The following is a 20529-nucleotide window of genomic DNA, read 5'->3' as shown; positions in this document are numbered from 1 at the left end:
GCTATGTTTTTTGCGGTCGCCGGCCTATGATATTGACACAAAAGTATCTTTCAGGAGTGTTCGTGCCTTCCCAAAAAATCCCCGCCATCCTCACCGCACTGATGATCGCCCTGACCAGTACTCTCCCGGCCTTCGCCGCCGACAGCCCGGCGCCCCCCGTGGCAGCCACCGCCGCGTGGCAGGAAACGCGCCACGGCGAGGTCGTCACCGACGACTACCGCTGGCTGCAAAAGAAGGAAGACCCGAAGGTCATCGCCCACCTGAACGCCGAAAATGCCTACACCGAAGCGATGGCGGCCGATATCGCCCCGCTGTCGGACAAGCTGTTCGCCGAGATCAAGGGCCGCATGCAGGAAGTGGACCTGTCGGTCCCTGCGCGCGTCGGCAAATACTACTATTACAACCGCTTCGAAGCGGGCAAGCAGTATCCGGTCAACTGCCGCCGCCTGGCCGGCGCCAACCTGGCCTACGACGACAAAGCGCCCGAAGAAATCCTGCTCAACCAGAACGAGATGGCCGAAGGCCAGAAGTTCTTCGCCGTTGCCGGCAGCTTTGTCAGCCCGGACGCTTCGCTGCTGGTGTACACCACCGACACCACCGGCTACCGCCAGTTCGAGCTGCACGTCAAGGACCTCAAGACCGGCAAGCTGCTGGCCGACAGCGTGCCGCGCGTGACCTCGGTCGCGTGGGCGCTTGACAACAAGACCATTTTTTTCACCCAGGAAGACGCCACCACCAAGCGCTCCGACCGCCTGTTCCGCATGACGCTCGGCAGCCAGCCGGTCGAGGTGTACCACGAGCCGGTCGAGCAATTCAGCATGCAGGTGGAAGCCTCGCGCGACCGCAAGTTCATCGTGCTCGATATCGGCGCGACCGATACCAGCGAGGTGCGCCTGCTGCCGGCCGGCCAGCCAAAAGGCGAATTACGCTCGGTGCTGGGTCGCGAAAAAGGCCACCGTTACGGTGTCGAACACCGCAACGGCGAATTGTTCATCTCGACCAACAAGGATGCGAAAAACTTCCGCGTGGTGCGCGCGCCATTGGCCACGCCTGGCCCCAAGTTCTGGAAAGAGCTGGTCAAGCACGACCAGGCGGTCATGGTGCGCGAAGTCGACGCTTTCCGCGACTTCCTGGTGGTGATGGAAAAATCGAATGCGCTCAACCGCGCGCGCATCTACAGCTTCAAGACCAAATCGTGGAAGACGGTGCAGTTCGACGATCCGGTCTACATGGCCGCGCGCACGCGTACCGCTGCCTGGGACGCTACCAGCTACCGCATGGCGTACCAGTCGCCGGTGACGCCGCCGACCGTGCTCGATGTGGACATGGCCAGCGGCGCGCGCACCGTCCTCAAACGCGTCGAGGTGGTGGGCGGCTACGATCCGACCCTCTATGAAAGCAAACGCCTGTGGGTGACCGCGCGCGACGGCGTCAAGGTGCCGCTGTCGGCCGTCTACAAGAAGGGCGTCAAGTTCGACGGCAGCGCACCGCTGCTGCTGGGGTCCTACGGTTCGTACGGCATTCCGACGGATGCGAATTTTTCGATCAACCGTCTCAGCCTGCTCGATCGCGGCGTGATCTACGTGCAGGCGCACATCCGCGGCGGCACCGACATGGGCGAAACCTGGCACGACGACGGCATGCTGATGAAAAAGAAGAACACCTTCTACGACTTCATCGACGCCGCCGATTACCTGGTCAAGGAAAAATGGACCAGTCCGAACCGCCTGATCATCCAGGGCGGCAGCGCCGGCGGCCTGCTGATGGGCGCCGTGGTCAACATGCGCCCGGAGCTGTTCCACGGCGTGCACGCGGCCGTGCCGTTCGTCGACGTGATGAACACCATGATGGACGCCACCCTGCCCCTGACCACCGGCGAGTACCTCGAATGGGGCAACCCGACCGAGAAAGCCGCCTACGACTACATGCGCAGCTATTCGCCGTACGATAACATCGAGCGCAAGGCCTATCCGGCCATGCTGGTGACCACGGGCCTGAACGACAGCCAGGTGATGTACTGGGAGCCGGCCAAGTACGTCGCCAAGCTGCGCGCCTACAAGACCGACACCAATGCGCTGCTGCTCAAGACGAACATGGGCGCCGGCCACGGTGGCGCGTCCGGGCGTTACAACGCGGTCAAGGAAGGTGCCTTCAACATGGCGTGGATGCTGTCGCAGTGGGGCATCAAGGAGTAATCGGCCCGTAACCCGGGGTACGAGGCGCTGGCGATCTTGCTGGATTTTTTACTTTTTTCACAAAACCCCTTGCGCACTTTCCGAACTCTAGCTATGATTCGTGCCTCTTCAGACGTGGTGACAAACGTCGGATGCAGTCTCTGAGGTAAGCGAATTTGGGTGCTTAGCTCAGTTGGTAGAGCAGCGCCCTTACAAGGCGCGGGTCGGGAGTTCGAGCCTCTCAGCACCCACCACCATCAGAGACGGTGCATCATGATCAGCAGTACCGATCAGAGTAACACGGAGTGGTAGTTCAGTTGGTTAGAATACCGGCCTGTCACGTCGGGGGTCGCGGGTTCGAGTCCCGTCCGCTCCGCCAGCATCAAAGAAGGGCCCGATTCGTCGGGCCCTTTTTCTTTTCTCTTTTCTTGTTCACCTTCGGAACCGCCTTGGCCCACGCCTACGTCACGTTTCGCCGTCGCCTCGCCATCCACGCGTTCCAGCGTTTTGCCGCCAGCCTGAAAAGCTCGGCCGAGATCATGCTGCTGGTGTTCGCCCAGGTTCTCATCGGCCTGTTCGCACTGGTCGCCCTGCCCCCCATGTATGCCGCCTCCCAGAGCGCCCTGCAAGCGCTTGGCCTGCTCGTTGCGCACGGCCTGGCGATGGCCCTGCCGGCGGTCCTGCTGCGCAAGCGCGTGCTGCCGCTCGACGTGGTGTACTGGGTGCGCCGCCTGCCGGTGCCGCCGGCCACGCAACTGGCGGCGGACGCGCTGGTGGCCGGCATGATGGTCGGGCCGCTGGCGCTGCTGTACGCGGTGTCGGCGACGGTCTGGCTGTGGCAGCGGCCCGACTGGCTGCTGCCGGTGCGCGGCGTGCTCGGTACCCTGTTCTCGCTGATGCTGACCTATGCCTGCGCGGTGGCGGTGCTGTCGCTGCGCGCGCGCCGTGCCCCATCGAGCGCGCGCTGGCAGCGCCGCCTGGCAGCGCCGCCGGTGCGCTACCAGGCGCGCCACTGGCGTGCGCGCGTGCTCATGCTGTGGCATCGCTTGTTCTGGCTGCCCTTCTGGCGCAACGAGAACATGGTCGGGCGCCAGCAAACCCTGTTGCTGGCAGCGGCCGTGGGCGCGGCGCTGCCGTGGATGCAGGCGCCGCCCGGCATCGTGCGCGCGCTGCTGGCGCTGGCCACCAGCGCGCTGATGGTGCTGCTCACCGACCGTGGCGACAAGGCCGTGCGCGAGCAGCTCGCCGCGCTGCGCCCGCTCATGGCGGCCTGGCCGCTGCAAGAGCGTTCGCTGGCGCTGGCGGCGCGCGCGTTTGCGCTGCTGCCCGCACTGCTGGTGCTGGCGCTCGTGTTCGCCGGCGGCGCGCCGCATGGCCTGTGGGGACGGCCGGCCGGCCGCGCCTACCTGATCCTCGGCTGCGTGGCCCAGCTGCTGCTGGTGGCGATCCCGCGTTTTACAGCGCGCGGGCGGGTCGGCCTGGTGGCGGTTCAGATTCTGGTATTGACTGCGGTAGGGAGCGAATTATGGGAGTAGAACAGCAGCCGGTGCTGCGCATCGAGGGGCTGCATTTTCATTTCGATACGCGCCCGGTGTTCAGCGATTTTTCGGCGGCGATCGAGCCGGGCATCACCTGGCTGCGCGGCGCCAACGGCATGGGCAAGACCACCTTGCTCAAGCTGGTGGCCGGCACGCTCACGCCCAACCGCGGCAGCATCGGGCTGGGCGGCATCGATTGCGCGGCGCAGCCGCTGGCCTACCGGCTGGCGACGTTTTACTGCGGCGGCGACTTGCCGGACTTGCCGTGGCTGACCGTGCAGGAATTCCTCGACCTGCATCTGGCGCTGTATCCGGATGCCGAAGCGCGCCAGGTCGAGCGCCAGCTGGACGCGTTCGGGGTCACGGGCACGCTGGAACAGGCGCTGTCGACCTTGTCCCTGGGGCAGCACAAGAAGGTGCAGCTGTCGCTGGCGCTGGCCTTGCCGGTGCGCTTGCTGCTGCTCGACGAGCCGTTCAACGGACTCGATGCGGCGGCCGTGGAGTACTTGCGCGGGCAGCTGGGCGAACGCGGGGCACGGCAGGATGCGTGCGTGCTGCTGACCAGTCACCTGGAGCCGCTGGTGGAGGTGAAGCGGATGCTGGATCTGGATCGCTAGCCCCGTCGTTCCTGGCATTGCCAGAACCGACAGCGGGTCAGGCGCACTGCTGTATCGGCCGCACCGGCTGCCCCACCTCGACCCGGTTGCGTCCCGCGCTCTTGGCCACGTACAGCGCATGATCGGCGCGCGCCAGCGCCGCGTTGATATGCTCGCCCTGTTCGATCGATACCACCCCGATACTGACCGTCATCGCATACGCGTCTTCCAGGGATGGCAAGCGCGCCGCGAGCACCGCGAGGCGCAGCCGTTCGGCCGCCTGCAACGCGCCCGTCAGGCAGGTTCCCGGCATCACCAGCGCAAACTCCTCGCCACCGAGCCGGCCCATGATGTCATGCTCGCGCAAGGTGGACTGCGCGGTGGCGCTGAACACGCACAGCGCATCGTCGCCGGCGGCATGCCCGAAGCGGTCGTTCAGGCACTTGAAGTGATCCAGGTCGAGCATCATCAGCGCGACCGGGCTGCGAAGGCGCGCGGCGAGCAGGCGCGCACTCGCGGTCCGCTCGAAAAACGCGCGCCGGTTGACCAGCCCCGTGAGGCTGTCGATGGTGGCCAGCAGCGCCATCGCGCGGTCGTCCTTCTCCTTGCACAGCAGCAGAAAGCCGAAGCCGTTCACGATCATCAGGAGGTAGCCGGCGATGTACGCGACACTCTGCAGCACGCCCGGCGTACCGCCGCCGAGCACCATGCCGGCGGAACTGCAGCAGGCGCGCAGCGCCATCGCCACCGAGAACACCAGGTTGTTGGCGCCGATGATGCGCTGCAGGTCCGAGGCCGCGCGGCCCGGACGCAGCAGCGCGGCCGCCATCGCCCCGCTGAACAGGGCGATCATCAGCGACAGCATCACGCCCAGCTCGCGCGCGCCGGCGCCGCCCAGCGGCGCCAGATGGTACAGCAGCAGCGCCATGGCCGTGAACGGATACAGCAGGCGCCGCCAGCGCTGGTAGCCCAGGAAATCGCAATAGGCGGCCGCTTCGACCGCTATGCCCAGCATCAGCACCGTGGACACGCCCATGCCCATCCACAGCGGCGCACCGTCGGTCTGCAAGTAGGCCAGCAGGTTGGCCGCACCCTGCACCAGCTTGGCCCACTTCCACTTGCGCATGGCCGGATGGACTGTACCGGAACGCGCGTAACCTGCCATCAGCATGGCGAAGGCAATATTGCCCACGGCCATGACCAACGTGAAGGTTTTGATATCGATCACAGCGCTTTTCCTCGTGGATAAAACACGGCCGCCGCCGCAGGCGACGCATCAGCAGGCCCGCACGACAGAGAGTACGTATTGAAATGTTAAGTTGTATTACTGCAAGGCATCATATTACACTAGTTATCGCTGCGGTTCTTGCTGTGGCAAAATTATGGTAAACACGGACGACAGCAGTCCCGGCGGCAAATCTGCTGCACACGCCAGTTGCATGGCGCATAATCGAGCTCGTGCGTGTTATCCCCCTCTGGAGTTAATTTGATCTTTGGTTTTCTGAAATCGCCGCCGCTGTCGCCCCGCCTGCACCGCCTCAAGAGTTCGGTCCTGTTCAATTCCCTGACCCCGCTCGAACTGAAGATCGTCGATGGCCTGATGCATGAGCGGCGCTACCTGACCGACGAAATCGTGTTCGACCAGGGCGAGGAAGGCCAGGCCCTGTACCTGGTCACGTCGGGCAAGGTGGCGATCAGCCGCGCCAAGGGCAGCGCCTTCATGGTGGTGTCCGAACTCGGGCCGGGCAGCGTGTTCGGCGACATGGCGCTGCTGGACGATTCGCCGCGCACGGCGCAGGCGCGCGCCATGGAAAACTGCGAGCTGGCGGTCTTCTTCCGCGCCGATTTCCTGGGCTTGATGGAAACCGACGCCGTGATCGGCTACAAGATTTCGCTGACCCTGGCGCGCCTGGTCGGCCAGCGCCTGCGCGACTGGATGGGCGGCAGCCCGCAGGTGGAAGCCTTATGAACTCGCGCGATCGCGCCGGGCCCGTGGTCTGGTGCGGGATCATCGCGGTCACCTGCCTGCTCCTGATCCTGCTCGAACACACGCTGTGGCTGGCCATTCCCTTCATCTTCGGCACGGTCCTGTACTACATCCTGCTCGCGCCCATGCAGCGCCTGATCCGCGCCGGCGTCGGCCAGGACCTGGCCGCGCTGACCGTGGGCGGCGGCTTCGTGGCGGTGCTCTCGCTGGTGCTGGTGCTGGTGTTCTCGTACGTGGCGGTGCCGGAGGAATCGTGGCAGGCGCTGCTCGGGCACTACCTCGAAGGCGGCGTGACGTTTGTCCGCAACACCATGCAGCTGCTCGAGAAAAAATTTCCGGTGTTCGAACAGATGCACCTGACGCGCCTGGTGAACCGGCGCTTCAAGTCCTTCACCGACAATTTCGCCCAGCAGCACCTGGCCGGGCTGCTGGTGGTGATCGCCGGCTGGCTGCCGTCGCTGCTGCTGGCGCCCTTCCTGACCTTTTTCTTCCTGCGCGACGGCGCCAGCTTCAAGCGCTTCCTGGCGCGCGCGGTGCCGAATGCGTTTTTCGAGAAGACCCTGTTCCTGCTGCACGAAGTCGACCAGACCGCGCGCCGCTACTTCCAGGGCCTGATCAAGCTGACCGTGATCGACACCATCATGCTGGCGCTCGGGCTGTGGATGATCGGGGTGTCCTCGCCGCTGGCGCTGGCGCTCATTTCGGCGGTGCTGGCCTGGGTGCCCTTTGTCGGCTCGGTGGCCGGCTGCATCATGGTGGTGGTGGTGGCCGCCACCGACGCGCCCTCGAATGCGGTGATCGGCTACGGCGCGATCGGCGTGTTCGTGGCGGTGCGCCTGCTGGACGACTTCATCTTCATGCCGCTCACCCTGGGCCGCAGCCTGCAAATCCATCCGCTGATGACGGTGCTGATGATCTTCGTGGGCGGCTCGCTGGCCGGGGTGGCCGGGCTGATGCTGGTGCTGCCGCTGCTCGGCGTGGTGATGGTGGTCGGTGAAACGCTGGGCTGCCTGGTGACCAATGCGCGCCGGCGCGCGCGCCACCGCAACGCCATGGCGCTGCGCGTCAGGCAGGCCAGCGTGGGGCTGTCGAAGTAAGATCCGCGCCGGCGGCCAGGGCGCGCGTTTGCGCCATGAGCATGGCGTCGAATTGCGCGGCCGGGACCGGGCGCGCGAACAGGTAGCCCTGGCCGTAGTCGCAACCGGCCGCCAGCAGCAGGTCGCGCTGCTCGTGGGTCTCGACGCCTTCGGCGATCACCCGCAGGCCGAGCTTGTGGGCCATGACGATGATCGCTTCCGACAGCGCCATGTCGCTCGACTCGGGCGCCAGGTTGCGGGTGAAGGAGCGGTCGATTTTAAGATAGTCGATGTCGAATTTTTTCAGGTACGACAGCGAGGAATAGCCGGTGCCGAAATCGTCCAGCGCCACCTGGATGCCGGCGTCGCGCAGTTGCAGCAGCTTGTCGGTCACGCCGCTGCTGGCGTCGAGCAGCAAGCCTTCGGTGATCTCGACCACCACCGCCTGGCCGGACAGGCCCAGTTCGCGCAGGTGCGCCAGCCAGCCTTCGTAACCCTTGCCTTCGCGCTGGAATTCGAGCGGCGACTGGTTCACGCTGACCTGGAACTCGGGATGGTGATCGCGCCGCCAGCGGCTGGCCCAGCGCGCCGACTCCATGAACACCCACTCGCCGATCTCGATAATCAGGCCGCTCGACTCGGCCAGCGGAATGAACTCCAGGGGGCTCACCAGCCCGCGCTGCGGATGCTCCCAGCGGATCAGGGCCTCGGCCTTGTGGATCTTGCCAGTGCGCAGGTGCACGATGGGCTGGAAGTACACGCGGAACTGTCCGCCCTTGAGGGCACTGCGCAAGTCGTTGGTCATGCGCATGCGGTTGATGGCCGCCACCTGCAGGGCCGGGGTGAAGTAGCTGAAGCGGTTGCGGCCCGCGTTCTTGGCCGCATACATGGCCTGGTCGGCGTGCTTGAGCAGGTCGTCGATATCGCGCGCGTCGTCCGGATACAGGGTGATGCCGACGCTGGCCGAGATATACGCCTGCTCCTGGCCGAGCGTGAACGGCGCCTGCAGCACGTCGAGGATCTTTTGCGCGATCACGCCCACGCTGCCGGTTTCGCCCAGCTGCGGCAAGATCACGGTAAATTCGTCGCCGCCCAGGCGCGCCACCGTGTCCGACTCGCGCACGCAGCCGCTGATGCGGCGCGCGGCGTCGACCAGCAGCACGTCGCCCTGCTGGTGGCCGAGCGTGTCGTTGACTTCCTTGAACTGATCGAGGTCGATGAACAGGATCGCGATGCGGGTGCCCTCGCGCCGGCAGCGCAGGATGTCGTGTTCGAGGCGGTCGTGGAACATGCGCCGGTTGGGCAGGCGCGTGAGCGGATCGAAATTGGCCTGCTGCCAGATCAGCGCTTCCGAGGTCTTCTTCTCGGTCACGTCCTCGATCATGCACAGGTGGTGCGCGCTGGCGCTGGCGCTGGCATTGGGGTCGATGGCGGCGATCGACATGTCGACCCAGACCACGCTGCCGTCGGGGCGCAGCAGGCGGCGCGCGCTCTTGAAGCCGGCGATGCTGCCGGCGCCCAGCTGCACCATGCGCGCCGCTTCGGCGGCCACGTCGTCGGGATGGGTGATGTCGTCGCAGCGGCCGCGCTTGAGGTCTTCCGAGGAGCGCCCGGTGATCTCGGCGAAGCGCGGGTTGATGTCCTTGAACTGGCCGCTGGCCGAATCGATCAGGGCGATGCCCATCGGCGCTTCCTCGAACATGGTACGAAAGCGCAGTTCGCCCTGGCGGATGCTTTCCGCGGCGCGGCGCCGTTCGCGCGCCAGCAGCGACACGTGCACGGCGGCGCCGCCGACCAGCAGCAGGCCGGCCGCCAGCAGCGCGCGGTACAGCCAGGTCAGGTAGCTGGCGGCGGGGTCGGTGCTGTACATGAAGCCGTCGAAGGAGGCGCCGCGCGGCAGCATGCCCAGGTCGGCGTAGATATCGGCGATGTGGCGCCAGCGGTCCGGATTCATGTAGCCGATTTCAACCAGCACCGGCTGCACCAGCGGTTCCATCTGGCGCGCCTCGAACAGCAGGTGCTGGCGGTCGTGGCGGCGCGTATACTTCGACAGGATCAGGTCCGCGATCTCTTCCTGGTTGGCCATGGCATAGGCCCAGCCCTTCATGCTGGCGGCGCGGAAGGCGCGCACGCGCCCGGGGTGGGCGGCGATCTGGCGCTCGTTGGTGAACAGGTTGTCGCCGTAAAAATCGATGCCGGCCGCGCGCGGGCTGTGCACGTCGTAGGCAAAGCCGATGCGGTCCAGGTAATCGGGTTCATTGGTCAGGTAGGCCGAGTAAGCCTCGACCTTGCCCTTGGCCAGGTCGTCCGGATTGAAACTGTGGTCGACGCGCACCAGGCTGCTGACGGGGACGCCTTCCTTGTTCAGGTAAGCGATCAGTTCGTCGGCCTGGGTGAGTTCGTCGATGAGCGAGCCGATCATCACGCGCTTGCCCTTGAGATCGCGCACATCGGGCGTGCCGCTGCGCTTGCCTACCAGCAGGACGTAGGGCGAATGCTGGAAGATCACCCCCAGCACCACCAGGGGCTTGCCGGCCAGGCGCGCCAGCAGCAGGCTGCTGTTGCCGACCCCGAATTCGGCCTTGCCGGCGCTGACACTGCGCTCCGGCTCGTTGCCATCGCTGCCTTCGGCGATGTGCACGTCGAGGCCGGCGTCGCGGTAATAGCCTTTTTCGAGGGCGGCGTAATAGCCGGCGAATTGGAACTGATGGGTGTGTTTGAGCTGGAGCGTGATTTTGTCGAGTGCCCGCGCGGGCAGGCTGATGCACATGGCGAGCGCCACGGCAAACGCAACGGCTTTCGGCGCGGACGCGAAAGCCGTCGACGCGCGGCGGGCCAGGGGGAGTCGGATCATCAGTCGGTCACACCGCTAGGTGTGCACTAAAGCAACGTATGAATACGATTGTACTGACCTTCCCGGTCGCGGCAGCGGAAAATGCGCACTGTGTGCGTGGCACAACAATCCGTGTTGCAAACGCGACGGCCTGCGTAAGCCGAATGCTCTTGACTTAAGAGCCGTCGCCCCCCGCGCCAGGGGGGCGACGGGGGTTAATTGCCGGTGCCGGCGGGGGTTATTTGCGGCGCGCCCCGGCCTTGGCCACAGGCGCGGCCTTCGGCTTGGTCTTGATCGTCGCCAGGATCGATGGACGCACCTTCGATTCCGGGGCGATGAAGGGCGTCGGCGCCAGCGCGCGCTCGGTCTTGCGCTTGGGCGCGGCCGCAAACTTGTCGAGCGTGCCGGCGCCCGAGGTCTGCCGCTTGCGCTCGCCCGCCGCCAGGCCGCCGTCTTCCGACGCCTGCCAGCTCGGCACCAGGTGGCGGTCGCCATTGCCGATCAAATCGCCACGGCCCATCTTGACCAGCGTTTCGCGCAGGATCGGCCAGTTGGCCGGGTCCTGGTAGCGCAGGAAGGCCTTGTGCGAACGGCGCACCTTGCCGCTCTTGGCCGTTTCCACGATCTCGGAATCGGCCGTCACCTTTTTCAGCGGATTCTTGCGCGAGTGGTACATGGTCGTGGCCATCGCCATCGGGGTCGGCATGAAGGTCTGCACCTGGTCGAGCTTGAAGTTGTTTTTCTTCAGCCACAGCGCCAGGTTGAGCATGTCTTCGTCCGTCGTGCCCGGGTGAGCCGCGATGAAATAAGGAATCAGATACTGCTTCTTGCCAGCTTCCAGCGAGAAACGGTCGAACATTTCCTTGAATTCGTCGTAAGCGCCGATGCCGGGCTTCATCATTTTCGACAAAGTACCTTCTTCGGTGTGCTCAGGTGCAATCTTGAGCAAGCCGCCCACGTGGTGGGTCACCAGTTCCTTGACGTATTCCGGCGAACGCACGGCCAGGTCGTAGCGCAGGCCCGAGCTGATCAGCACTTTCTTGATGCCAGGAATGGCGCGCGCCTTGCGGTACAGGGAAATCAGCTTGCTGTGGTCGGTACCGAGGTTGACGCAGATGGTCGGGTAGACGCACGACAGGCGGCGGCACGACACTTCGATTTCCTTGTCCTTGCAGGCCAGCCGGTACATATTGGCGGTCGGGCCGCCCATGTCGGAAATGGTGCCGGTGAAACCCTTGGTCTTGTCGCGGATATGCTCGATTTCGCGCAGGATGGACGGCTCGGAGCGGCTCTGGATGATGCGCCCCTCGTGCTCGGTAATCGAGCAGAAGGTGCAGCCGCCGAAGCAGCCGCGCATGATGTTGACCGAGAAGCGGATCATGTCCCAGGCCGGAATCTTGGCCTTGCCGTAGCTCGGGTGCGGGGCGCGCGCGTAGTTCATGTCGTACACGCCATCCATCTCGTCCATGGCCAGCGGCAGCGGCGGCGGGTTGAGCCAGACGTCGCGTTCGCCGTGCGCCTGCACCATCGCGCGCGCATTGCCGGGGTTCGATTCGAGATGGAACACGCGCGAGGTGTGCGCGTACATCACCGGGTCTTCCTTGACCACGTCGTAGGATGGCAGGCGCACCACGGTCTTGTCGTGCTTTTCCTTGGCCATGGCCAGGCGTTCTTCGCGCGACATGATGCGGATCGGCTTGACCACTTCCTTGGGCTGGGCATTGTCGGTGGCGCAGGCGGACTTGTCTTCCTGGGCCATCGCGTAAGGATCGTGGTGGGCGTCGACCTTGCCGGGCACGTCGACCCGGGTCGAATTGTGCACGCCCCAGTCGTCGCCGGGCAGCCAGCCGGAGGGCACCATGAAGGCGGTGCCGCGCAGGTTGCGGATATCCTTGATGTTTTCGCCGGCCGCCAGGCGGTGGGTCAGGTCGACCAGGGCGCGTTCGGCGTTACCGAACAGCAGCATGTCGGCCTTGGAATCGGGCAGCACCGAGCGCCGCACCTTGTCGGACCAGTAATCGTAGTGGGCGATGCGGCGCAGCGACGCTTCGATCGAGCCGATGATGACCGGCACATCGGGGAAGGCTTCGCGCGCGCGCTGGGCGTACACGGTGACGGTGCGGTCCGGGCGCTTGTTCGGCTCGCCATCGGGCGTGTAGGCGTCGTCGGAGCGGATCTTGCGGTCGGCCGTGTAGCGGTTGACCATCGAATCCATATTGCCGGCGGTGACGCCGAAATACAGATTGGGTTTACCGAGCACGCGGAAAGCTTCGGCCGAGAGCCAGTCCGGCTGGGCGATGATGCCGACCCGGAAGCCTTGCGCTTCGAGCAGGCGGCCGACCAGGGCCATGCCGAAGCTCGGATGGTCGATGTAGGCGTCGCCCGTGACGAGGATGACGTCGCACGAATCCCAGCCCAGGGCGTCCATTTCGGCGCGGGACATGGGAAGGAAAGGCGCGGCGGGTGCGCGGCTAGACCGTTTCGGGACGGTCGCAAACAGGTTTGTTGGGGAGTTCATTGGGCGGTATTGTACCGGAAAACCTTCCGGAGCAACTTGCCTCCGCCCTTTTTCGAGGGCGATTGCAACGAAAAAACGTCTTATGTTTCAACAACTTGTGACGTTTGTGCCACATTTACAGGCAGCTGCCGGGGCTGGAGCAAGGCCCGCAAGCAGCGGGGCCTGGCTACTTAGATACCCATGTTTGACAGCATCCGGCCCAGCTCGCGCAGGGCGGGCTCCAGGCGCGGGTGTTCGGCAGCGAATTTGGCAGTGATTTCCTGGGTGCGCTCGGCCAGCCCGTAGGTGGTGGTGTCGGCCGGTTCGGCTGGCAGGTAAGCCGCCGGGTCGTGCGCCGTAGCGGACGCTTCGGCTTGCTCGGCAAGCGCATCCTCGCTGATGGCGGCCAGGGCAGCGGAAGCACGCTTGTCCAGCAGGGCCTGGATGTCGCCGTCGAGCTGCATCAGCAAGCCTTGCAGTTCTTCATCGACCTGATCCGTCTGCGCCAGGCTGGCATGCAGGGTTTTCAGGTGCGACTTCAGGTTCGCTGTGTCGTCGTTCAACATGTCATCCTCGTTAGTTGTCAAAAGTGGTCGCCAGATACAGTTCTTCCACCCTGGTCCGCGCCCATGGCGTCTTGCGCAGGAATTTCAGGCTTGACTTGATGCTCGGATCGCTGATGAAACAATTGATGTCGATCCGCTTGCCAAGCTCATCCCAGCCGTAATGCGCGACCAGCCGGGTCAACAGTGATTCTAAGGTAATACCGTGTAAGTCGTGAACACTCATTGCTGCGCTTGATCCTATGGGGGTGGGGGGGGAAAGGCCATACCGTCCTTATACACCCAAATGGCGGCGTAATCCATCGCGCAGCGCGGCCAGCTTGAGCGTCTTGCGGACCGTGGCGCGTGCGCATTACTCGCGGAAAATGCGCACCTCGGCAGAGCGCCGCTGCGCGAGCTCCACCATGTGGACGGTGCCGCGCGCGCAGCCAGGCTTGCCGTAATCCGCGTGGAAAGCCAGCACCAGGTCGATGCCGGTGTCGAGCATGCGTTGGTTCAGGCCACGCCAGGCTTCGCCGGGAAAGGCGCGCTGGTCGGCGCGGTTCTTTTGCATACGCTGCACGGTCAGGCCCAGCCCGGTGGCGACAGCCATCGCGCAGGCATCGGCGCCCGGGGTGTCGCCGGTGACGATCACGCTGTGCGGCGGCAGTGGCGACAATGCGCGCCGTATCGTGTCGGGGTTGTCCCAGGTGGTCGAACCCGTGACCAGCACGCGCAGGACGGGCCGCTCAGACACAGGTAAAGTTAAACATGAGCTTCAAATCGAAGCGCTTGATCAGCTCGGTTGTCGACTTCCCGGTGGCAATCATCGGGTATGGTACTTCCGAAAGGCATCCCAGGCACAAATCGGCCGAGTCGGCTTGTGCGATCACCCCGCGCAGGAAATCGGCGTGGGGAGTCAGGGTTTCCAGCAGCCAGTCGACATGGTCGTCGAGCGGCAGGCTCCTATCCAGGGGCGAGGAGAGCAACCACAGATCGTGCTTGTTAAGGCGCTCTGAACGAGGATAGCGCGGCTGGCCAGCCAGACGCAGCATTGTCGGCACAAGGCCGGTGACCGCATTGATCTCGTCATGCAACTTGCCCGCCCCAAAGATGCGCAGCGCCGCGTCATATCGGAAGTAGCGCGAGGTATGGCGCTCCCATTTCTCCATGGAGACGCGTTCCTCGCGCTTGTGGATACGGCTCAGTTTTCGCTTGAGCGACGCGCGCACATGGGCCATCGTGTTTCCTCGCAAGGCACTCTTATTTACTGAACAACCATTCGCCGCCGGCCTGGCGCTGCACTTCGTGACGCGACTTGCCCGACTCGCCGCTGCTGTCGGAAACGTACACCACTTCAAAGCGCAGGGCGTTCTTGGCCGGCATGTCCCAGCCATGGATGCGCACCACCGTGGCGCATTCGCCCTTGGTGTGGCGGCGCATGGTTGGCAGCGGGCCACCGATGTAATTGTTGTTCGGATAGGTCTTGCCCGGCGCCGCGTACACGTTGAGCGCGCTGGCGTCGTAACCACCGAGGCAGGAATTCGCCTTCAGGAACGGTGCAATGGTCGGTGCCGCTTCCGCGACGGCCTGCTGCAGCGCCTTGTTGGTGGTTTTTACTTGCAGTTCCGCATCGATCTTGGCCGCTTGGGCATCGGTGATCGACGCCAGCTGCGGTCCTTTTGCCTGCGACGTCGCGGCTGCGCACAGCAGCAGGGGAAGAAGGAGCATGTTGGTATGGCGGCGCATGATACCTTTGTCGCAATGATGTTTGGATTGCATTATCTTAACATTAATCAAATCGAGAGAATGGCTGGGTCAACCATGGATGCGCAGCGATCAGCGACGACACAGGCGCGCCAGCAAAGCTGCCACACCCCACCAGACGGCGGCCCAGAACAGCACCACGCAGACCCATCCCGGCACGGATGGCGCGGCCCAGCCGCCGGATGCGCCGTTACCGAACACCGGCAGCCTGAGCGCATCGAGCACGAACAAGGGGCCGTAGATGGTGGCGGCGATGGCCGGCCCCAAGGTGCTGGTACCGGCCCAGATCCAGGCGATCGTTGCATGGACGCCCGCCAAGCCGACGAACAGCACAGTACGCGGTTGCATGATGTTTACTCGTCAGGATGGCTCAACCGGGCGCGGGCCGGAGCGGCTTGCTTGCGCTTCGGCGGCAACGGCCAGCCGTTCAAGCAAACGCAACTGTGCGTTGAGGTGGGCGCTCTGCGACTCCAGCAGCACCATCATTCTGTTCTGCGGCGAATTTTTGCCGTTCGCGCGCTTGATAAAGTAAATGTACACGCCAATTAACAGCAGCATCGGCCCCCAGCTGTACAGAAAATCAAGAATTTGGGACGTCACCGATGGCGACTGCTTGCGGTGCGGCTTGATCGCCTCGGCCGAGATGATGCGAATTTCCTGCGATGCATATGCCTCTTTCTCGCGCGCAGCAAGATCGCGGATGCGGAACGCGACCTCCCCGGACGCTGGCACGACAAGCTCATCGACAGACTGGGTCACGGTATCGACGAGGACGTGGTTGGCGTCAAAGTATTTCACTTCCAGCATGATGTCCCGGACGCCGTCGGCCGACCCATTCTTCAGCGTTGCCAGGGACGTGACCATGCGCGGTCCATCCGACACCTCGAACGAGGTATTGCTGACCGCCAGCTTGTTGACCACGGCCGGGGAAGCGTCGTCGTAGCCGCAAGCAAACGCCGACGCCGGGAAGGCCAATATGCAGGCCAACCGTGCGATAAATATTTTCATGGTACTTTCAGGTGAAGTGTATCAAGGGGACGAGCGGCGCAGTTGACGGTTCTGGCCTGCGCCCTGGCCACCATCGCGCTCGTTGTAAAACAGGCGCATCTTACGCTACCCGGAAACGCCGCCAGCAGCGGATGAACCGTGCCGCATTGCTCCCAGGCTTCAGAATGGCTCAGTCGTCAGCCGGCTGCGCAGCGCCGCGTACCCGCGCTTCGGCGACCAGCGCCAGCCGCTCAAGCATGCGCGCATGCGTGCCGAGGTGGGCCGTCTGCGTTTGCATCAGCGCCAGGGCGGTGGTGGTGGCCGACTGCTTGCCGATCAGGCGTTTCATGAAATAGATCAAGAAGCCCAGCAATGCCAGCAAGGGTAGCCAGACAAGCAGGAATTCCCGCATGAATGGGCTGAGCGCGGATTTTTCCGGAGGCGGACTGATCGCCTCGGCGGAGACCACGCGCACTTCCTGCGACACGTACGACGCCGCCGGCTGGGAAAGCCGCTCGCGCATGCGGAACGCCACCTCGCCGGCTGCTGGCGCAATCACGTTGTCGACACAGCGCGTGAAGGTATCGACCAGCGCATGCTTGGCGTCGAAGTATTTCACCTCGAACATCACTTCCCTGACCCGGTCGGCGGACGCATTCTTCAGCGTACCGAGCGTGGTGGCGGTACGCCCATCCTCGGACAAGCTGAACGTCGCCTTCTGCACCGCCAGCTGCGCAAGCGGCACCGGGGTGCTGCCGTCGCGGCCGCAGGCGAACGCGCTTGCGGACATGGCCAGCAAGCACGCGGCGTGCGCGATCGGTTTTTTCATGGTGCTTCCAGGTGAGGTGTTTCAGGAAGGCGGACAGCGCACTCGACGGGGCTGGCCTGCGCCTTGGCCACCATCTCGCCCGCTGCAAAACAGCCCCATATCATCACGCCCAGCAAGCACCCCGCCGGCAGCAGGTGCGCCGCGCCGTACAGGGTGGCGCGCCAGCCACGCACGATGCGCCTGGGCGAAAACACCTTGATGCCGGGGGCGGGAAACTGTCCGCTGCGCAGGCTACGGTAACCGGGCACGCCCAACACCAGGCCCGCCAGCACCGCAAACAGCAGCGGCAAGCCCACGAAGAGGCCGTAGTTCAGCACCACGATGCCATTGACGCCGCCGATGTCGCGGCACCTGGCCGTCGCGGAGAACGCCGCCAGCCAGGGATAAAACCACAACTGGGCCGCCAGCAGCAGCGCGAGCGCCGGGGGCAGGATGATCAGCGCGAGGCGCAGCCGCTCGGCGCGCGTGTATTGTTCTGCAAATTCAGGTGTTTCCAGCATGTTCCTTATCCTGTGGCGGGTTGGCCGGGCGGTACATGACGTCCGAGCGCAGCACATACTTGACGCCGCCGGCCAGCGCGGCGCCCTCGTGCCAGGTGTCGTGCACGAACAGCAGGGCCGACCCGGTCCTCGGCGTGACGCGAAACTCCTTGAAGACCGTGTCGCCGCCCTCGTAGCCCTGGTTCAGGTACACGAGGAAGGTCAGCTTGCTGCTCAGTCCATCTTCGCTCCACGGGCCATCCTTGTGCATCTTGAAGCGCTGGCCCGCCGCATACTTGTAGAAGCGCAGCTCGCGCGGCAGCCCGAGCGCCGCCTGGCCGTCGAGTCCGGGCAGGCCGGCCGCCGCCAGGCGCTGCCACAGCAGGGCGATCCAGTCGGGCGCGTCGAACTGGGCGCGCTCGTTGTTGCGGATCGTCGGCATCGGCCTGGCGCCTTGCGCCGTGCGGACCGCGGCCGCCGCGAAACCGCGCGCCTCGGCCAGCGCGATCAGCTCGCCGCACTCGCGCACATCGAGAAAACCATCGATGGACCACACCGCCGGCGCATGGGTGACGACCTGCATGGGGCTCGGTTTACCTCTTCTTGCGCGCAGCGCGCGGCGCCGGACGCGCGCACTTGTCGTCGAAGACCGAGGCCTCGACCACGAAATCGCGCGCATCCGCATCCTTGGGCATGGACGTGCGCAAGTGCGCGGCGATGGCCCTCACTTCCGCATCCAGCGCGCTGGCGCCGCCGCACCCGGCAACCCGGCGCTTGATGGTGGCGGCCAGCATGGCCGAGCGCCCGTGCTTGACCGAATTGGGCATGGTGACGCGCCGGATCGCCAGGATTTCCTCGTAGCGCAGCAAGGCCGCCGGGTTCTGGTCCTGATGCTCGTGCATGCTGCCGATATCGTTGATGACGGCGACCGTTTCCTCGGATTGCGCACCGAAGGTTTGCACGGCCTGCGGCAGCATTGCCTCGAACAGTTCCTGGGCGCGCTTGTGGCCGCGCTCCGCGCTGTAGCTCATCGCGTGCGCGGCGCGCACTTCCAGCGTCACCGGGTCGGCCATGCCGAGCGTGGCGCCGTACACCGCGATGGCGCGCTCGTACCATTCGCGCCCGGTCCGGTTGTCGTTCTCGCGCATATAGCTGCCGCCAAGGTTTACGTAACTCATGCCGACCTGGTAGCTGTCCTCGCCATGGACCTTGCGGCGCAACGCCAGCGCTTCGGTCAACAGGCGGCGCTCGCCGGCCACGTCGCCCCTCAGGCCCAGCATGCGTCCGAGCGCGTCGGCCGCATCGGCTTCGAGCTGGGGGTTGGCGTTCTTGCGTGCCTGCGCCTGCACCTCGGCCATCTCGGCCTGGACGCTGCCGAATTCCTTCATCTGCATGCGCTGCTCGGCGCTGTCGAGCATGGCCTGGGCGGCCTGGTTCGATTCCTTGCCGTACCCGGCCCGGCAGGCTTGCACGGCGGCGGCATAGCCGGTGCGGCCAGCCACCGGGTCGCCGCTGTCGCTGGCGCGCTGGGCGTCGAGCCCGTACGCGTGGCACAGCACTGCGGAAGCATCGTGCGTGCGGGTTTTCTCGGCGCGGGCACCGGCGATGGCTTGCTGCAGGGCCGCCGTCGAGGCGGGGGCCTTGCCTTCGTTATCCAGCGCCAGCGCATTGCAATACAGGCGCTGCGGCCCGAATTCGAGCGCGTCGGCATCGCTACAGCAATCGGCGCCGCTACAGCGCGGGCCGCCCTCGCCCGGCTCTTCGGTCAGTTGTACGTCGGGTGGGCGCACCGGTGTGGTGGTACAGGCCGCCAAGCCAAGGGCGCACAGCAGGACGGACGCGAGCGGGAGAAAGCGAGGTGTGAGCATAGAGGCAACGTTCGGAAAGAGGGACGTGCCTGATTATAGAGCATGGTCGCTATACCAATTTTTATCAAGGAAGCTGGGGCGTACCGGCGCTTGCTTCAGGTGGCCGATGAGGCGCTCGACATGGCGCACCTCGTCGATGCCCAAAAAACCATAACGCTGCAAAGTGTTCCCGCTCCTGGACATCACCTCCGATGCGGCTTCCAACAGGAGGTCGCCGCTGTCGTCGCGCCCGCCGATGCAGTCGGCATGCACCAGGCCGGCCGGTGCGTAGGTACGCGTGACGAGCGGACCGCTGGCGTCGATCGTCAGGGCCCGTCCGGTGGTAATGGCATGCACCACGCTGAGCGCAGCCTTGCGCATCTTGAACGGCTGATACAGGTGGTAAATACCAATCGATAGAAACATCAACGGCACGCACAGCATCATCAATGGGGCGATGTCTCCCGGCCGATTGCTTGCCCACATTGCCGGGGCCAGAAACCCGGTGAGAACCAGGCTAAAGAGCGTCCACACGATAAAAAAGGATTGCTCCGCCAGACCTCTTTTCAGATAACTGTTAGGGATGGGCTGCGCGGCCCAGACCAGCCGTTCGTCCGGCGCCATTTCCGCGCGCAGCGCCTGGCGCAGCTTGTCCGGCAAGGGCCCGATGTCCGGCGTGATGAGGCACTGCTGGAAGCTGGCATGCGGCGTGTTGGGCGCGAGCGGCAGCGTCTTCGCCAGCGCCGCGATGAGTCCATGCACGCGCCGCACCCCGGCAATGCCGAGCATGCCGTAGCGGTTCGTCGTATAGCTGTCACCGTCGTATTCGTGTTCGGTTTCCAGTATCAGGTCGCCCCAGCCGCCGGCATGCTCGGTGCGTTCGATTTGCTGCAGCTGCGCGGGGCGATACAACCTGATCTTTTCGGGATCGTCGCCGCCCAACAGGATGACGCGCTCGCTGGTGATGGCGTACACCACGAAGCGCGCCTGTTCCTTGAGATCGGAGGGCGAGCGCAATCCACGCACGCCAATCAGCAGGAACGGCACGCCGATCAGCGGCAGGAAATCGAAGTCGAGGCCGTACAAGATGAGCGTACGGGCGAGGCCGCCGACAATCCACAGCAGCCCGCAGACCACCATCGCTGCAAACACCACACGGACCTGGTATGCCTCCCGCTTCATATAGTGCTGGGCAATCGGCTGGCCGACCCAGACCAGGCGCTCGTCCGGTGTCAAGGCCGCTTGCAGGCGCTGTTGCAGGTGTTTTGACAATACCGCGATATCGGTCAATCTGGCTCCTTGGAGGAAATCGGTGCCACCATTATCGCGCATCGCCGCATGCGGCCGCCAAAGTGCCGGGGATGAAAAAAATGCCGT

The 20529-nt window shown here is 64.8% G+C and carries 20 protein-coding genes and 2 tRNA genes; 7 read left to right on the top strand and 15 right to left on the bottom strand.

Annotated elements, in window-relative coordinates:
- Positions 1 to 62: 62 nt before the first annotated feature.
- The 5 genes from F2P44_RS07560 (at position 63) to F2P44_RS07540 (ending at position 4329) form a co-directional block, all read left to right on the top strand.
- The gene (locus F2P44_RS07560; protein ID WP_370662644.1) at positions 63 to 2195 is read left to right on the top strand and encodes a S9 family peptidase; all 2133 of its coding nucleotides are present in this window, start codon (positions 63 to 65) and stop codon (positions 2193 to 2195) included.
- 157 nt (positions 2196 to 2352) lie between these two features.
- Positions 2353 to 2428 (top strand) — tRNA-Val (locus F2P44_RS07555).
- Positions 2429 to 2476: 48 nt separating this feature from the next.
- Positions 2477 to 2553: transfer RNA gene (locus F2P44_RS07550), tRNA-Asp, on the top strand.
- A gap of 70 nt (positions 2554 to 2623) precedes the next feature.
- Entirely contained in the window at positions 2624 to 3709 is a 1086-nt protein-coding gene (locus F2P44_RS07545; protein WP_167086089.1) for a hypothetical protein, read from the top strand.
- Positions 3700 to 4329 carry an ABC transporter ATP-binding protein gene (locus tag F2P44_RS07540; RefSeq protein WP_167086088.1) on the top strand — a complete coding sequence of 210 codons (630 nt, stop codon included), beginning with the start codon at positions 3700 to 3702 and terminating at the stop codon, positions 4327 to 4329. Before F2P44_RS07545 ends, F2P44_RS07540 begins: the two co-directional genes overlap by 10 nt.
- A gap of 37 nt (positions 4330 to 4366) precedes the next feature.
- On the opposite strand, the gene F2P44_RS07535 is transcribed toward F2P44_RS07540, so the two are convergent.
- Positions 4367 to 5536 (bottom strand): GGDEF domain-containing protein, encoded by a 1170-nt coding sequence (locus tag F2P44_RS07535; protein WP_167086087.1) that lies wholly within the window; start codon positions 5534 to 5536, stop codon positions 4367 to 4369.
- A gap of 258 nt (positions 5537 to 5794) precedes the next feature.
- On the opposite strand from F2P44_RS07535, the gene F2P44_RS07530 reads away from it, so the two are divergent.
- Together F2P44_RS07530 and F2P44_RS07525 are read left to right on the top strand one after the other, a co-directional pair.
- A complete protein-coding gene (locus F2P44_RS07530) occupies positions 5795 to 6277 on the top strand; it encodes a cyclic nucleotide-binding domain-containing protein (RefSeq protein ID WP_054265216.1) in 483 nt (160 codons plus the stop codon).
- The gene (locus tag F2P44_RS07525) at positions 6274 to 7392 is read left to right on the top strand and encodes an AI-2E family transporter (RefSeq protein ID WP_167086086.1); all 1119 of its coding nucleotides are present in this window, start codon (positions 6274 to 6276) and stop codon (positions 7390 to 7392) included. The genes F2P44_RS07530 and F2P44_RS07525 overlap by 4 nt, the downstream gene beginning before the upstream one ends.
- On the opposite strand, the gene F2P44_RS07520 is transcribed toward F2P44_RS07525, so the two are convergent.
- The 14 genes from F2P44_RS07520 to F2P44_RS07455 all read right to left on the bottom strand — a co-directional run bounded on the left by F2P44_RS07520 (position 7361) and on the right by F2P44_RS07455 (position 20442).
- Entirely contained in the window at positions 7361 to 10225 is a 2865-nt protein-coding gene (locus F2P44_RS07520; RefSeq protein WP_187363260.1) for an EAL domain-containing protein, read from the bottom strand. The two genes, F2P44_RS07525 and F2P44_RS07520, sit on opposite strands and share 32 nt — an antisense overlap.
- A 217-nt stretch (positions 10226 to 10442) precedes the next feature.
- Positions 10443 to 12722 carry a YgiQ family radical SAM protein gene (locus tag F2P44_RS07515; protein ID WP_167086085.1) on the bottom strand — a complete coding sequence of 760 codons (2280 nt, stop codon included), beginning with the start codon at positions 12720 to 12722 and terminating at the stop codon, positions 10443 to 10445.
- Positions 12723 to 12892: 170 nt separating this feature from the next.
- The gene (locus F2P44_RS07510; RefSeq protein WP_167086084.1) at positions 12893 to 13267 is read right to left on the bottom strand and encodes a DUF4404 family protein; all 375 of its coding nucleotides are present in this window, start codon (positions 13265 to 13267) and stop codon (positions 12893 to 12895) included.
- Positions 13268 to 13277: 10 nt separating this feature from the next.
- Complete coding sequence (locus tag F2P44_RS07505) at positions 13278 to 13490, bottom strand: VF530 family protein (RefSeq protein ID WP_167086083.1); 213 nt, start codon at positions 13488 to 13490, stop codon at positions 13278 to 13280.
- 126 nt (positions 13491 to 13616) lie between these two features.
- Positions 13617 to 14000, bottom strand: a complete 384-nt coding sequence (locus F2P44_RS07500; protein WP_167086082.1) for a DUF2493 domain-containing protein — start codon at positions 13998 to 14000, stop codon at positions 13617 to 13619.
- The gene (locus F2P44_RS07495; protein WP_167086081.1) at positions 13993 to 14484 is read right to left on the bottom strand and encodes a DUF4279 domain-containing protein; all 492 of its coding nucleotides are present in this window, start codon (positions 14482 to 14484) and stop codon (positions 13993 to 13995) included. The genes F2P44_RS07500 and F2P44_RS07495 overlap by 8 nt, the downstream gene beginning before the upstream one ends.
- 22 nt (positions 14485 to 14506) lie before the next feature.
- Positions 14507 to 14992, bottom strand: a complete 486-nt coding sequence (locus F2P44_RS07490) for a hypothetical protein (protein WP_167086080.1) — start codon at positions 14990 to 14992, stop codon at positions 14507 to 14509.
- A gap of 90 nt (positions 14993 to 15082) precedes the next feature.
- The gene (locus tag F2P44_RS07485; protein WP_167086079.1) at positions 15083 to 15358 is read right to left on the bottom strand and encodes a hypothetical protein; all 276 of its coding nucleotides are present in this window, start codon (positions 15356 to 15358) and stop codon (positions 15083 to 15085) included.
- Between the two features lie 12 nt (positions 15359 to 15370).
- Complete coding sequence (locus F2P44_RS07480; RefSeq protein WP_167086078.1) at positions 15371 to 16018, bottom strand: hypothetical protein; 648 nt, start codon at positions 16016 to 16018, stop codon at positions 15371 to 15373.
- A 169-nt stretch (positions 16019 to 16187) separates the two neighbouring features.
- Complete coding sequence (locus F2P44_RS07475) at positions 16188 to 16826, bottom strand: hypothetical protein (protein WP_167086077.1); 639 nt, start codon at positions 16824 to 16826, stop codon at positions 16188 to 16190.
- The gene (locus F2P44_RS07470; RefSeq protein WP_167086076.1) at positions 16823 to 17326 is read right to left on the bottom strand and encodes a hypothetical protein; all 504 of its coding nucleotides are present in this window, start codon (positions 17324 to 17326) and stop codon (positions 16823 to 16825) included. Before F2P44_RS07470 ends, F2P44_RS07475 begins: the two co-directional genes overlap by 4 nt.
- Positions 17310 to 17888 carry a 2OG-Fe(II) oxygenase gene (locus F2P44_RS07465; protein ID WP_167086075.1) on the bottom strand — a complete coding sequence of 193 codons (579 nt, stop codon included), beginning with the start codon at positions 17886 to 17888 and terminating at the stop codon, positions 17310 to 17312. The genes F2P44_RS07470 and F2P44_RS07465 overlap by 17 nt, the downstream gene beginning before the upstream one ends.
- A gap of 10 nt (positions 17889 to 17898) precedes the next feature.
- On the bottom strand, positions 17899 to 19173 hold the full coding sequence (locus tag F2P44_RS07460; protein ID WP_167086074.1) for a tetratricopeptide repeat protein: 1275 nt from the start codon (positions 19171 to 19173) through the stop codon (positions 17899 to 17901).
- A 33-nt stretch (positions 19174 to 19206) separates the two neighbouring features.
- Positions 19207 to 20442, bottom strand: a complete 1236-nt coding sequence (locus F2P44_RS07455; RefSeq protein WP_167086073.1) for a hypothetical protein — start codon at positions 20440 to 20442, stop codon at positions 19207 to 19209.
- Positions 20443 to 20529 lie beyond the last annotated feature (87 nt).

This window comes from Massilia frigida, from assembly GCF_011682175.1.
Taxonomy (GTDB): Bacteria; Pseudomonadota; Gammaproteobacteria; order Burkholderiales; family Burkholderiaceae_D; genus Telluria_A; species Telluria_A frigida.
The sequence above is the reverse complement of the archived record's forward strand: the minus strand, read 5'-3'. Positions and strand labels throughout refer to the sequence as shown.